This window comes from Parabacteroides acidifaciens, assembly GCF_003363715.1.
Classification (GTDB): Bacteria; Bacteroidota; Bacteroidia; order Bacteroidales; family Tannerellaceae; genus Parabacteroides; species Parabacteroides acidifaciens.
Genome location: NZ_QREV01000003.1, coordinates 145,126 through 160,160, shown reverse-complemented (window position 1 = coordinate 160,160; position 15,035 = coordinate 145,126). Strand labels below are relative to the sequence as shown.

7 protein-coding genes and 1 pseudogene are annotated in these 15,035 nt (G+C 48.9%); 1 reads left to right on the top strand and 7 read right to left on the bottom strand.

Going from position 1 to position 15,035, the window contains the following annotated elements; genetic code table 11:
* Positions 1-19 precede the first annotated feature (19 nt).
* The 7 genes and pseudogenes from sov to DWU89_RS02480 form a co-directional block, all read right to left on the bottom strand.
* On the bottom strand, positions 20-7,447 hold the full coding sequence (gene sov / locus DWU89_RS02510; RefSeq protein ID WP_115498086.1) for a T9SS outer membrane translocon Sov/SprA: 7,428 nt from the start codon (positions 7,445-7,447) through the stop codon (positions 20-22).
* A gap of 144 nt (positions 7,448-7,591) precedes the next feature.
* Complete coding sequence (gene ruvA, locus DWU89_RS02505) at positions 7,592-8,185, bottom strand: Holliday junction branch migration protein RuvA (protein WP_115498085.1); 594 nt, start codon at positions 8,183-8,185, stop codon at positions 7,592-7,594.
* 203 nt (positions 8,186-8,388) lie between these two features.
* On the bottom strand, positions 8,389-9,843 hold the full coding sequence (locus tag DWU89_RS02500) for a TrkH family potassium uptake protein (RefSeq protein ID WP_115498084.1): 1,455 nt from the start codon (positions 9,841-9,843) through the stop codon (positions 8,389-8,391).
* A gap of 1 nt (position 9,844) precedes the next feature.
* Positions 9,845-11,182, bottom strand: a complete 1,338-nt coding sequence (gene trkA / locus DWU89_RS02495; RefSeq protein WP_115498083.1) for a Trk system potassium transporter TrkA — start codon at positions 11,180-11,182, stop codon at positions 9,845-9,847.
* Between the two features lies 1 nt (position 11,183).
* Positions 11,184-13,121, bottom strand: coding sequence for a 1-deoxy-D-xylulose-5-phosphate synthase (gene dxs, locus DWU89_RS02490; RefSeq protein WP_115498082.1), 1,938 nt, complete (start codon positions 13,119-13,121; stop codon positions 11,184-11,186).
* A gap of 268 nt (positions 13,122-13,389) precedes the next feature.
* Positions 13,390-13,667: pseudogene (locus tag DWU89_RS02485) on the bottom strand (hypothetical protein); the annotation flags it as partial.
* Between the two features lie 80 nt (positions 13,668-13,747).
* Entirely contained in the window at positions 13,748-14,122 is a 375-nt protein-coding gene (locus tag DWU89_RS02480; RefSeq protein WP_115498081.1) for a winged helix-turn-helix transcriptional regulator, read from the bottom strand.
* A gap of 236 nt (positions 14,123-14,358) precedes the next feature.
* Between DWU89_RS02480 and DWU89_RS02475 the strand changes: the two genes are divergently transcribed.
* Entirely contained in the window at positions 14,359-15,018 is a 660-nt protein-coding gene (locus DWU89_RS02475) for an NAD(P)-dependent oxidoreductase (protein ID WP_115498080.1), read from the top strand.
* Positions 15,019-15,035: the final 17 nt, after the last annotated feature.

The following is a 15,035-nucleotide window of genomic DNA, read 5'->3' as shown; positions in this document are numbered from 1 at the left end:
GCTTTTGGGCGGTTCTCACTTACTGTGCAAGCGAGAACCGCAGGCTGATTCCGTAGTTCGAGTTGGACGTCGGATAGGAAGCGCTCGAGATAAGAGGTTCGTTGATCTGGATATCGTAGAAAGCACGGATCGTCAATGCCCGGCTCAGACCGTAATCGGCAGAGAACGACACTGTCTTGGCGATGTTACCGCTGGTAGCCTGCGTCAACTGCGTATCGATTTTCCGGATCAACGACTGCATCTTGTTGTACGAGAAGTCCAGGCGGACAGTCAGGTCGTTGCTGAAGTCGCGTGTCTTCTTCATCTTCAACACCTTGTTGAACTCGGCTAACTTATACCCCAAACCAATCGTTATTTTATTGGAAAGAGCTTCTACCAACTGGTAAGAGGTCGTATTCAAGCTCAGATTGCGGGTCGTCGAATAGTCGGCACGGACCGTGACATTATTCAGCAAAGTCGCATCGGCTCCCAACAGCGGACTGAATGCTTCCGTGATGCTGACAGACGAGATCGAATAAGGAGACGACGGCGTCGGGTTATCATTCAGGATCGACTGTATATATCCCAATCCGTCCTGTCCGGCATCCACCCAGTTCAGGAAAGAGGTGAAAGCGCCGACCGTATAAGAACAACGATACTGATGGCTCAACGTCACGCTCTTGAAATATTTCTTGACAGCCGGTATGCGGACTAATCCGTCGTATGTCACACGCCAGTTCGGCAGCATACTCTTCAGGGACGGGAAAGGAGACAATCCCACCTTCTTCGGGTCTTTCCCTGTATAAGCAGCCAGGAATGCCGGGATCAGGACATCTGCCGAGTTCGGATTCACGCCGTTCACATTGTCTTCTCCCGGGTTGTATGGCATCCCTCCCATACCTTTTTCCGCAATAAAGCCAGCATTCGGATATCTCATGGAGGAATACATATTCTCCAGCCGCTGCGCGATAATTTCACGGTTCGCCACGAACTTGTCGAATGCTTTGGAGGAGTAGTTGTTCATCGCATTGCCACTGCCACCGAAAGCACTCCCTAACGCGATTGTCGTCATGGTGAAGTTACCTCCCATAATTTCCGGCATACCGGCATACATATATTGTATTTCCGTATTGCGGGTATCGTTGCGAAGGGCGTTCAGGTCGATCTTCAAACCGGTTATCGGTTCAAGGTTCGCCCGTATGTTCAGATTCTTCGTGCTGGTCATAACGGCAGAACTGAGGTTGCTTTCCGTATTATCTACCAACCAGCCCCTATCGGAAGCCTCATCGATATAACTGCGGCGGACGCTACCAAAGGCAAATCCAAGTCCCGGTGTAAGACCGAATGAAGAATGCCCCTGCCCGAATATGTCACCGATCTCCGGACGGAAACCGGGCAACATCATACCGGCCGAGTTGGTAAACTGGATATTGAAACGCCGTACCATCATCAGGAACCGGGCGCTATGTTCGACCGCCTTATAAAGGAAGTCTTCCGTAGGCGCAGGCCCCGGTATGATCGTCAGTTTAAGATGCGCCGTATCCTGGTTCAGAATCATTACCTGTGCAAAGTTGAGCGGTTTGTACTTGATCCTGTAAACGCGTCCGTCCGCACCACGGGCTGTGATCTGGACCTTCTTCGTAAACATTCCGTGTTCCACAACTGTACCGCTGTCCGGATTCAGGGTTATTTCCTTCTCCAGCTTCGGTTTTTTCTTCTTCTCCGGCTTTTTCGCCGTGGTGTTACGGGTATTATTGAACTTCTGGTTTACCTTCTTCAGATACTTGTTTTTGTTGTAAAGCGACAGCAGGTTCAGATTCGCCTGCAGGTCGAACTGGCGCTGGTTCTTGATCGTGTTACCCAACTCGAAACCTTCGCTCACCGTAGCGCCGCGATCCCAGTTGTAGGTTGCGTTGTAGCTTAAGGAAGCGTTTGTCCAGTCGAGTACCGGAATCATTTGCAACGGCAGCTGCCAGGTCACCATAAACTGCTGGTCGTACTTCATCGGAGTTCCGAGGTCGGCAATACTCTTCTTTACGGAGTCTTTCCACAATTGGTAATCGTCCGGATTAAGCTCTTTGTTCACCTGTACATACGGTTCCTCGATACGGGCATTCGTACCGGAACTGAACGAGAGGTTCAGGTTATTGGTAAACGCCCAGTTCAGACTGAACGCACGGTCCCAATAGAAGTTCTGGCTGAACGTGACCGGGATATCGTTCGTGACACCCGTAGTCGCCCCTGTCAGGTCGCGCAGCTTGATCTCATAGTAGTTACGCATCATCGCCGTCTGGAAATTGATAGACGGCGCCAGATTCAACGCTAACTGCTTGGCATAGCGGGTATAGCCGTTGTTCTTCTTCAACATCTTGTCGAACGGCTTGATCGGCTTCATATACGGGACATAGCTGTATGCGAAGTTCGCCCGATAGTCTTTTGTCGTCTCATATTCCGTCTCCGGATTCTTCTTGTCGTTGATGCTGTACGAATATCCGAGCGTAAAGTTCGCCGGATCGTAAGGCATCGGGTTCTTGCTCTTGATATTCACACGCACATTATTGAAAGACACGCTTTTGATCACAGTCTTATCCTGCGAATAACTGCGGATCGAATCTTTCTCCGCTTTCGTGTCCGCCCTGTCGATAGCATCCTTCAATTTGATATCCTGATCCAACGGATTATACTTCGGATCGTATGTTTCCTTTGAATAAGCATAGTAGAACGGAATGCTGACCTGTGCCTTTTCCGGGAACAGTTTACCCAGCTCGATGGAAGTGGCGACGTTATACTGCTTGAAGTCTTCCATCCTGCGCTCGTTCAGCGACTGGTCGAGGGCTCCGAAACCGGACGTCTCGATACGTCCGCCTACGTTCACCGTACCCAGGTCGGACAGCGCAACATTCAGGTTGGCATTGGCAGCCCATCCGCCTTCTTCATTGAAGTCCGTCAGGCGTAATTCGTTCACCCAGACTTCCCCGCTCTTGATATCTTTCGAGTTATTGCGGACACCGATCATAATCGTCTTTACTTCGGCAAGACTGGGGTTACCTTTGACACGGATCATATTAGTTCCGTCCCTGCCGGTAAATTCAGTTTGAAAGTTCACGCCATTCTCGCCCGAACGTTTCTGCCGGTTACGTTCCAACTTCAGGTTTGTCAATACCTCCAACTGGAAGTCCAGTGTGTTCTCTGTTGGCCAAACCATCTTTGGATCTATCTCCCCATGCTGAGTCAATGTCAGCGGAACTTCATACTCATAATAGTTATTCTTATAATCCGACCCCAAACGGATGAAAACAGACAAGTCACCGTTGGCAAGGTTATTGACATCGAACTTCGGAGCCTCAGCATGCGTAAACAGTTGCAAGCGTTTATACTGACGCAGGTCGTAGTTCGTATTCTTATAGACGGCGCGTGCATCCATCGCTGCCAGATCTGTTACTTTCAGAGAAAGAGACTGTTCGTTCTCCTGGCGTATTTGCGGCTGGCTCGGGTCCAATACGCGAGTAATACCCGGAGGCAGGACGTAGTTGACCGGATCGCGATCGCTGTTTTCTTCTATATTGACAGTCGAAACTTCCAGTGTACCTTTGACAGCCGGCGGCATTTTAGGGTCGGACAAGTCTTGCTCATAGCTACGCCATTCACCGCGAACCAACTGCAACGTACCGAAACGCAACACGACGGATTCCCGGAATCCGGTCATATACATACGCATGAAACGGATCGTCTTGAAGTCGTTGATCGCACCGACACGACGTTGGTATTTCTTGATAGGTATCTTAAACTGGTACCAGGTAACAGTCTCTTGCTTATTATTCGCCAGACGAACCGTGCTCGTACGCTTGTCTGCAATGAAGTTAGAACCTACCACTGTATCTTTAGGAGTAATAGCCACTTTATACTCGAAATACTTCTCGTTTTCATTCAGCGTATTATCCTGGTTGATATCTTCCACATCCGGTATGGTTTTGGAAGATGTGCTGTAACGCTCCGGCGAATCATTGATATCTTTCGAGTTACCTTCCGTACCGTTATAGCGTTTGTAGCGGGTTAAGATATCGACATCATTTTGGTCATAGTCCGACCCACGGAAGTAATGGAACTTATCGCCGGCAGGGTCAAAGAACGGGGATAACTGCAATGGGTCGGTTTCCATATTAGCCAACGTTTCCGCACTCAACTTCTGGCGCAATTTATTCAGATACTCTTGATAGGTCGGATATACCTGTTCTTCCTCCGACGACAGACCGTTCAAGCCGACATCCTGCAACTGACGCGCACCTGCTGTGTTATCGAATGCATAAACCGTACTCTGCTGTTTTGGCACCTTACCCCAAACAGTAAAATCGACTTTGGTCGTATCACCGTCGATGGGAAGTCCGTTCTCAAAGAATTTCTTTTCATCCTTCAATATATCTTCTGATATCTCGCCGAGATTGAAGTATAACTCACCTCCTGACGACTGGCGATTCTTGATAAACGGATCAAGCATCCAGAACTCGATATACTCCACGTTAGCCGTCTCGAAGTCACTCTGGTCTATCTTACGCATCATACCTCCGAACCGCTTTTCCGGGTTCTGCAACGTACCGTCCGGATTGATGTTATCGGCATCCAGGTTATACGGGCCACGTTCCTGTGGGTAATAGGCAAGGTTCAGGACGTTCAGCGTATTGCTCTCGCTGATGGTCTGTTGCCGTTCAGGGAACAACTCGTCCGTCTGTATGGCACGCACATAATGGTCGGAGATATCATCCCGGGTGATATGCTTCGGACGCAAAGATGAATTCTGGCGTGTGAACAGCCCGTCGATCGTGTACCAAGCCAACAGGGCACGGCTTTTCCCGTAGTCGATGTTATTGACCAGACCCGCCTCCGGGAACTTCATCGGCGTTGCGTCGTCATAAGGGACACTCGACAGCTGCCAGGGATAAGGGTCCGACAAATCGAAGTTGCTCTGCGTCGACTCGAAATCATCCAGATAGGAATAGCCGCCCGTGTTCTTATTCTCATAATGACCGGCTATCAGGTGTGCAAACTCTGCATTGAAGGCTATCTGGCTCGGCTTGCTCAGGTTCAGCAACGGCAGTTTGTCGAACATATTGGTCAACCACTGGCTTTCCCCCTTATAGGCCATATTCACACCCCACAGCGTATTCTTGATGGCCTCATCCCCCATCGCCGTCTTGGTGGTAAGCGGCATTTCGGACATATGCATGATGGTTGCACCCAGCATCAGGTTCGGGCTGAACTGGTAGTTCAGGTCCAACCCCATCATCGTCTTGCGCTGCATATTATAGGCTGTCTGGTTCTCCAACGACACACTGACCGGCGTTCCGGACGAAATAATACTCTCGTTCAGGATGGTGACGACACCCGATGTATAGTCTACCGTATAATCCACATTCTCCGTCAGGATAGCACCTCCCGCCGTCACCTTCACGGAACCGCGCGCCACATTGGATGCCCCCAACTGTATCTCCGCACCCGAAGAAGCCTTGTACTCACCTTCCAGGCGGAACTTGTTTTTCTCGGCAATCTGGCGGGCGACGGTAAGCGTCGAGTCGTACAGTTCCTGGAACACATATTTATCGGCAATCGCATCATTATTAATCTGCTTCCTCAGGTAAGAACCGAACGGCTCCACGCTGGGGAAGATGATCTTCCCATTCTCCGACAAGACAGTGTAGCCGTCTACAAAGTCGAAGATACCATCCGGATGGCGTTCATTGTTCGAGTCGAGGTTATCCAGGTTCAGGACCCTGAGCAGGATTTGGTTGGCAATCGCCCCTTCCGGCAAGTAGTTCACGTATGTACCGGTCGTATCGCTCTGGTACATGATGTTCAGTTTAAACTTCTCCTTCTGCACCGAATAAGCCCCTAACGAATAGACGTTCTTCATCATCAGATCCCAGAACGGCAAACCAGGCGACATGGCTGTCCCCTTCAACAACTTCACATACAGGCAGGAGTTTGTCGAAGCGGGATTATCCGTCGAGAACTCACCGACCTGGTAGGTCTGCCCGTCCGAATAGGTAAAGTTGTAAGCCACACCCAACACCTCATCCGCCTGCAATTGTGTTTTCAGCGAGATGTATCCCAATTGCGTGTTCACCGTATATTCCGATGCGTCCAACAGGCGGGCACTCTCGACTTTCTCATATTCGGTACCGTTCACAAAGGTGCCGCTGATCGCCTGGTTCACGGTACTGATGTCGCGGGCACCGGTAAACTGCTGGTTCAAGGTACCGTATAATGTGTTGCTGTTGTTATAAGGTATGGCCAAAGCACCGCTACTGCTAACTAAGGATGTATTATAAATATGTTTGTGTTCGGCCAAGTCGGAGAAAGCGACGATGTTACGCGACTGGTCGTAATTGCTCCGTTTGTTGGTAATCCAGACCTCCACCTTACTGATCTTGACAGGCGAAGATACGGACGGCAGGCTTCTGACCGCCTCGTCGTACCGGTCGCGGAAGTAGTGCGAGAGGAAGAAGTGGCGGTTCTCGTCGTACTGGTCGATCGTCAGCTCGAAAGGCTTCGTCTGCACGCCCCCTTTGGAACTGACCGTTTTGGATTCCGATTCCTGCTGGGCAAACAAGGTGTTAACCCGCAGCTTCCCGAATTGAAGGTCGGCTTTCATACCGAACAGCGCCGCCCCGCCATTGATCAGCGAGTTACTGGTCGTCATGCTGACATTACCGGCCTCGAGGGATTTGATAATCTCATCTTCCTCACCGGTATAGGCAAGCTTCAGCTTCTTCGAGTCGAAGTCGAAAGAGGTCTCGGTGTTATAGTTCATATCGAAGTTCACCTTGCTGCCGACCGAAGCCTGCACATTGAGTTGCACGCTCTCGTCGAAGTTGAAGAAGGTACGGTTACGCGCCCTTTCCGGCAGTGACGGGTTCTTGGTCTTGCTCTGTTTCAAGCCCATTTCCACCTCAGCCGATCCCTGCGTCCTCACCCTCACACCGCCCGGACCGAAGATACGCTCGGCCGCACCGATGCCAAACTGCATATCGGTCAGGTTGAACTGCTTCTCGGCTGCCTTCTGGAACTCTTCTTCGTTCTTCTGGCGATAGTAAGACTGCAGGGATTTCTGGAAACTGTAGTCCTGGTATTCCTCCGGTGTCAGCGAGAAAGGAGTGGTCAGATCGGCATCTCCCAAGCGGGTACGGACCACGTAAGTACCGGTTTTCAAGTCATATTCGATGGTCGTCTTGACATTGTCCGGCGTCTTCAGGTCGGCGGGCGACTGCTTGCCGATCTCCTCGTATTCTTCGGGGATGGTCTTAGCTACCGGGAAACGGGTCTGCACCTTCGGCACCGTATCATCCGGCGCTGCAAGCGGCTCCACCTCCGGCAACGAAGCCGTGTAGGCATTGAAGTCCGCATTCAACGAATACAGCCCCACGCCAAACAGTAGAATTGTTATCCAGAGTATATATTTTAGTGTCCTTCTCATTTTTAATTGATAATGGGTTGACCCAATAATCATCTATGCCCCGTCGTGTCATTGCGGGCTTGACCCGCAACCTCATCCTATACTGATTTCCTGTTATTAGGATGGGATGGCGGGGCAAGCCCGCCATGACAGAGTGGCTATTTCCTAAAGCATTCGTAATGCAGTTTTAATTACTTGTTCAACAGCCAATGCAGGCGACCCTTTCAGGATCGTATTGACAGCCTTTTGCGAAGCAGTCTTCTGGAAACCCAACATCACCAATGCAGCAACAGCCTCCTCCGACACGGCACTACCGGCCAGAGCAGACGAAGTCCCTTTTGCAGCCGCCATCCCCTCGATCGGTTTCACCTTGTTTTTGAGGTCGACAAGGATACGTTGGGCCGTCTTCAGCCCGATGCCTTTCACACCTGTCAGGGCCGTCTCGTTCTTGTCGGCTATCACCCGCACCAGTTCGGCCGGCGAGAGCGACGACAGGATCATCCGCGCCGTATTAGGGCCTACCCCCGAAACGCTGGTAAGCATCAGAAACAGCTCCCTTTCCTCCCGTCCGGCAAAGCCGAAGAGCAGGTGGGCGTCTTCACGTATCACCTCGTACACGTAAATCTTCCCCGTCTGTTTCCCGTTGTAAAAGCTATATGTATTCAGGGAAATATTGAGTTCGTAACCGATCCCCGCGCATTCCACCACGATCCGGGCCGGTGTCAGTTCCACTATTTCCCCCTTGATATATTCTATCATCTTATCTCACATCTTATTAATGATTCGCACCTATTATAACGCAAAAATACGCAAAAGCGTATATATCTCCTAAATAAAATTCAGACCTGCTTCTCCGAAATAAAAACGAATAGGCACCGGTTAAGAAACCAATGCCTATTCGTTTATTATCCGATGCTTATCGGTTTTAGACAGAATGCCTATGCAAACAGACCGATATCCGACTATTGTTTCCAGAACCCCGGCAACAGAATCGTCAGCACCGTGAATATCTCCAGACGACCTACCATCATCAGGAACGACAGGAACCATTTCGATACCGTCGGGACATCGGCATAGTTGCCGACAGGCCCCAGGCTGCCAAGTCCCGGACCGACATTGCTGATAGAGGAAATCGTCGCCCCGATGGTCTCCTCAAACCCCATTCCGTCGAGCATCAGCACCATGCAACTGACGAAGATCAAAGCGATATAGGCAAAAGCAAAAGCCAGAACCCGGTGGACGATATCACCGGAAATCGCATGTCCGTTCATCCGTACCGGGATAATCGCATGGGGATGGGTTTGTTTCTTAAACTCATTGAACAGATTTTTGGCAAGGATTACGAAACGCCCCATCTTCAACCCGCCGCAGGTTGACCCTGCACAGCCGCAGACCACCATCAGGACGAGTGCCAGCAACCAGAAGAACGGCCCCCAGGGGATATAGTCCGCCGTTGCAAAACCGCAGGTGGAAACCAGCGTCACAACCTGGAAGATGGATTCCCGGAAAGCTGTGCCGAAATCATCCACGATCCCCCGGTACATGATCCAGGCTGTCGTCATAGCCGTGATGATCAATACGAACCAAAAGAACCAACGCATCTCCTCGTCTTTAAACAACCGCTTTGGGTTGCCGTTGAAGAAGAAATAAATCAGCGTGATATTGGTTGCCCCGATAAACATGAAGGCTGTTATGACATATTCGATGTAGGCGGAATCCCAATAAGCTATACTGGCATTCTTGGTCGAATATCCACCCGTCGAGATACAAGTGAGCGCGTGGTTGACGGCATCGTACAAGTTCATGGGACCTGCCCACAGCATACCGATCAGGACAATCGTCAGGAAAAGATAGACACCCCAAAGACGTTTGGCGACCTGCGTCACACGCGGACGGAAGCGTTCGTGTGTAATACCCGGCGTCTCGGCATTGAACATCTGCGTAGCTCCCCCGCCGATGATAGGCATCAGGGCTACGGTAAAGACAATCATTCCGATACCGCCCTGCCACTGGGTGAGGCTTCGCCAGAAAAGAATGCCGTGGGGGAGCGTCTCGATGTCGGTCAGTATGGTAGAGCCCGTCGTGGTGAAACCGGACATAGTTTCAAAGTAGGCATCCGTGATGTTGTCGATATAGCCGCCCAGATAGAAAGGCAGCATCCCCAACAGGGAGAAAAGAGCCCATGTCAGGCTGACGGTCAGCATCCCTTCGCGACGTCCGGCGGTATGCTCGTTGGCCCGCAACCCGATCAAGGTAAAAAGGACGCCTGTTCCGAACATGATACCGCTCGATTGCAGTAGCGGATAGAAGTCACTGCCTTTATACAGGAAAGCGACTGCCGTAGCTGCCAGCATAAACAATGTCTCGAGGATAAACATCATCCCCAGCATCTTGATTATAAAACGGATGTTCAGCATATCAATTAAAGTAATCCTCCAATTTGCGCATTGCCGTATCTAAGCAGAAGACGACGACGTGGTCGTAGGCCTGGATCTGCGTATCACCTTTAATCATCATCGGCTCGCCGTCACGGATCAGTCCTCCTAACGTCATATCTTTCGGCAAGTTCAGGTCCTTGACCTGTTTGCGGGTGATTTTGGAATCGGGACGGGCAACGAGTTCTGCCACATCAGCATTGGCAAAGGTTAGGCATTTCACGTTCGACACGTCCGCATCCAGCAGGAACTGGTAAATATAGCTGGCGGCAATCAACTTCTTGTTGATAACCGAACCGATATCCATACTCTCTGCCAGTGGTATATAATCTATATTTTCAATCTTGGCAATCGTCTTGAACACGCCGGCACGTTTGGCGGCGAGACAGGCCAGGATATTTGTACTCGAGTTTTCCGTCAGTGCGATGAAGGCCTGCGCATCTTTGATGCCTTCCTGCATCAGCAGGTCGGTATCGCGCCCGTCTCCGTTTATGATCAGTACGTTTCCGGGGACGACCTCTGCTATGCGGTGGCTCTTGTCCTTGTTCGTTTCGATCACTTTCACGCGGATATTGTTCGGCAAATACTGGCTGGTGCGGATGGCGATACGGCTCCCTCCCATGATGATCACTTTCTTCACTTCCGGGTCCCGCTTACCTGCGTGCAAACGGACATCTTCTATATGACTTTTAGTCGTGGTAAAGAAAACGATATCGCCGGATTCTATCCGGTCGGTACCACGCGGAATGATTGTTTCGTTCTGCCGCTTGATGGCAACAATATGATAGAGCTTCTGTTCGTTCAGCAATTCATATAGATGCTTGTTCACAAGCCGGGAATTGTCGCGCACTTTCACGCCGAGCAGGATCAATGCGCCTCCGAACAGCTCCCAATACTGACGGGTCCAGGGACGTTTTACGGCTGTCACAATCTCCCTGGCTGCCAGCATCTCGGGATAGATCATGGAGTTGATCCCCATCTTTTCAAACAGTTCCTTATTCTTGGGTAAGAGGTATTCGTAGTTATTGATGCGCGTCAACGTCTTACGAGCGCCTAATTTGGAGGCCAGGATACTGGCTGCTACATTGGTCGTTTCTTCCGGAGTGACGCTTACGAACAGGTCGGCCTTTCTGATACCGGCTTCTTCCAGGTCCCGGATAGAAGTCGGATTCCCAACCATAGGCAGGATCTCCATGCTTGAATTTGTGAAATTCAAACGTTCCTCATTCGGGTCCATCAGGATAATATCCTGCTTTTCCTGTGATAACATCTTTGCCAGGTGGGTTCCTACTTCACCGGCTCCGGCTATAATAATTTTCATTTTATATAGTGATTAATGTATGGGGAGTTGCCTTCCCCCTGATAACCATCTTCTTTATTTCATCAGTGATGCTTTGGGCATCCATGCCACATAGTTTGTACTGTTCGGGTATCGGGCCATGTTCGATAAATTCATCCGGCACACCGATTCTTTTTACTCGCGGAGTATAGCCGTTATCCGCCATAAACTCCAGGACAGCACTGCCAAGTCCGCCTTTGATCACACCGTTCTCGACGGTGATGATACGATCGAACTTCTTGCCAACTTCATGCAACAGGTCTTCGTCTATCGGTTTCAAATATATCATATCGTAGTGGGCGACCGACAGACCTTCACCCTCAACCATCTTTATTGCCTTTATCACTTCGTTTCCGATAGGGCCAAGCGAAAGGATTGCAATATCATCCCCATCGCGGAGCTTCTTCCCCTTTCCAATCGGCAGGACGTGCATTTCATTCCTCCAGTCGGCCATCTCGCCTTTCCCCCGGGGATAACGGATCACAAACGGGCCGTTGTTTTCCTTATATCCGGTGTACATCAGGTTCCGCAAATCCAGTTCGTTCAGCGGAGACGATATAATCAGGTTCGGAACCGGACGCAAATAGGCCAGGTCGAACACCCCGTGATGGGTGGCTCCGTCTTCACCGACCAGACCGGCACGATCCAGACAAATCACCATATGCAGGTTCTGCAGGGCAACGTCGTGTATCACCATGTCGTAGGCCCGCTGCATGAAAGAGGAATAGATGTTGCAGAAAGGAATCATTCCCTCTTTGGCAAGCCCGGCAGAGAAGGTCACCGCATGGCCTTCCGCAATGCCGACATCAAAGGCACGTTTGGGGAATGCTTTCATCATATAGGTCATAGAACAACCGGTTGGCATGGCGGGAGTGATCCCGACGATCCGTTCGTCCTGTTCCGCCAGCTCGACGAGGGTATGCCCGAAGACATCCTGATAGAGTTGGGGCTCATTCAGCTTGTGGACGATAATACGCTCGCCCGTTTCCTTATTAAAAAGACCGGGGGCATGCCATTCCGTTGCCGATTCTTCGGCAGGTCTGAAGCCTTTGCCTTTCTTCGTTTTGATATGCAACAGCTTGGGGCCTTGCATATCCTTTATGTCATTCAGAACCTTAGTCAGATACCCGACATCATGCCCGTCAATAGGACCAAAGTAGCGGATGCTGAATCCCTCGAACAAATTATGCTGCTGTGTAAGCAATGCCTTCAGGCTATTGTTAAAACGCAGGATATTCTCCCGCCGGTCATTATTGATCAGCTTCATCTTACGCAAGCCGCGATAGACGTCATAGCGCATCTTATTATATGCCTGGCTGGTCGTAATATCAACTAAATATTGGCTCAAGCCACCGACAGCGCGGTCTATCGCCATGTCGTTATCATTAAGGATAATCAACAGGTTGTTCGGATTGGCCGATGCATTGTTCAGCCCCTCAAATGCCAATCCGCCCGTCATGGCTCCATCACCGATTACTGCAATCACATGCCTGTTCGCTTCATTTTTTAATGCCGAAGCGACCGACATACCCATTGCTGCCGAAATAGAGTTTGAGGCATGGCCGGCAATAAACGCATCATACGGGCTTTCCTGCGGATTGGGGAAACCGCTGATGCCTTTAAACTTCCGTAAAGTATGAAATGCTTCCCGCCGGCCGGTCAGTATTTTATGGCCATAAGCCTGATGCCCCACGTCCCAGACAATACGATCGTAAGGGGTATTAAATACATAATGTAAAGCGACTGTCAGTTCTACTGTACCGAGGCTTGCCCCCAAATGCCCGGGGGTTTCAGAGAGTATATCTATTATATATTGACGCAACTCTGCACATACCTCTTCCAGTTTATCGGGGGACAATTTCCGCAAATCCTCCGGGTAATCAATGGAACTTAATATGTGTTCATCCTTGCATTCTGTCATAATCGCTGTAATTTTGTGGCAAATGTAAAGAATTAACGGGAGATAAAATAGTTTTAGTATGTCATTCTTTAGCAGTATGACACAATTACATCATATCTTCCATTCTTTTTATGCCTCCAATATTACTGATCTACTCTGAATTAGTTCTATTCATAGGCATAGCCCGGAGGTTAAGGCTGGTTGTCGTCTATCGTGACAGAAACAGTTGCTTGAGAGGAGCGGAACTTTTCCTGATTATATGGATAATGCAGGCCTTTAATATCGTATATGACAGTTGCTTTGCCTTTATATCTCTGCATTTTCCCTCATAATCGGATATATCCAAGATTTCCGACAAATTATCCGTGTTGTCATTGGTAACACCGAATAGCTTTACCCCTGGCGTATCAATCAGTACACCTGAATCCGGCAATAGCACCATCTCCCTACGGGTTGAATATTCTCCGGTGAGAGTTGCAGCATAAAGCGTTCGATTCTGCGTACATTGAAGCTGCTATCCAGACTTTGGACAATAAATGCTTTGTCAATATGAGAAGCGATGGCTTTGCTTCCATGCGGAAGTCTTTTATCGCTCGTTGTCTGCATCTGTGTAGATATTGAACCACGAACATGATGTAGTATTATGGTTAGTCTTTCGATTCATTTCGTTTTCGGTCTTTCATTATACTATCCATTTGGTCTTTAGCCCAATAGATAAGAGAGTTCAAATGGGGTAATAATGACAATCCTCGTGGGGTTAAAGAGTATTCCACTTTTGGAGGGATTTGTGCATAGACTTGACGTTTTACAATGCCGTCCTGTTCCAAGGTACGTAATGTTACAGTTAGCATCTTTTGTGAGATGTCGGGTATTGTTCTTTGGAGTTCTCCAAATCTCATGACGGGAATTTGTTCCAATGTAAATATAGTCAATATCGACCATTTATCACTAATGCGGGAAAGAATGTTTCTTATCGGGCAATTCTGAATGAATATTTCATCTTTTAATTTATCTGCTTCCATAAGGTATTGTGCTTTAATTGCTATACAAAAGTAACTTAAAAACTAATTAGATGCAAATACACCTTATTTATTGTGTCAAAGTAGGTTAAAGTAGAAAATGTAATTCATTCAGGTTCAGTATTAGTTTCTGTATGGTAAGTATATGAGAGTTCAGTATCTACTTGTATTTGTTTTTTAAAGTATAGAACTTTGCATCATCAAAGAACAACGTCGTATTCATTAAAAAAATATTTGTCATGAAGAATGTAGCATTAATCGGTGCAAGTGGTTTTGTAGGTAACGCAATTCTGAATGAATTGTTGAACAGAGGGCATTATGTAACGGCTATTGTACGCAATGCCGCCAAAATGAAAGTAAGTTCTCCAAATTTGGAGATTAAAGAAATTGATGTGGAAAATACTTCCGCAATGATTGAGACATTAAAAGGTAAGGATGCGATTATAAGTGCATATAATCCGGGGTGGTCAAATCCAAATATGTATGAGGACACACTACGTGTCTATCCAAAGATTTTGGATGAGGTGAAAGCATCGGGTGTAAAACGCTTTCAGGTTGTGGGTGGCGCAGGTAGTCTGTTTGTTAAACCCGGCCTGCGTTTGGTTGATACGGGAACTTTGCCGGATGCGTGGTTGCCCGGTGTTAAGTCTATGGCGAAGTTCTTTCTTGAAACATTAGTCAATGAAAAAGAGCTTGATTGGGTATTCTTCTCTCCGGCGGCAAATCTTGGTAATTTGACAGCCGGTGTACGCACTGGTAAGTTCCGCTTAGGGAAAGACGACCTGATTGTAGATGAAAAGGGTGAAAGTTTCATTTCTGTAGAAGACTATGCTATGGCAATGGTGGACGAGTTGGAACAGGAAAAACATCATCAGGAACGTTTCACAATCGGTTATTGATTCATTTTTAATTATGA

What these genes read in the sequence shown, in the direction of transcription:
- DWU89_RS02475 (WP_115498080.1), top strand. Translation starts at nt 14,359, where the DNA reads ATGAAGAATGTAGCATTAATCGGTGCAAGTGGTTTTGTAGGTAACGCA.
- sov (WP_115498086.1), bottom strand. Translation starts at nt 7,447, where the DNA reads ATGAGAAGGACACTAAAATATATACTCTGGATAACAATTCTACTGTTT.
- dxs (WP_115498082.1), bottom strand. Translation starts at nt 13,121, where the DNA reads ATGACAGAATGCAAGGATGAACACATATTAAGTTCCATTGATTACCCG.
- DWU89_RS02480 (WP_115498081.1), bottom strand. Translation starts at nt 14,122, where the DNA reads ATGGAAGCAGATAAATTAAAAGATGAAATATTCATTCAGAATTGCCCG.
- DWU89_RS02500 (WP_115498084.1), bottom strand. Translation starts at nt 9,843, where the DNA reads ATGCTGAACATCCGTTTTATAATCAAGATGCTGGGGATGATGTTTATC.
- trkA (WP_115498083.1), bottom strand. Translation starts at nt 11,182, where the DNA reads ATGAAAATTATTATAGCCGGAGCCGGTGAAGTAGGAACCCACCTGGCA.
- ruvA (WP_115498085.1), bottom strand. Translation starts at nt 8,185, where the DNA reads ATGATAGAATATATCAAGGGGGAAATAGTGGAACTGACACCGGCCCGG.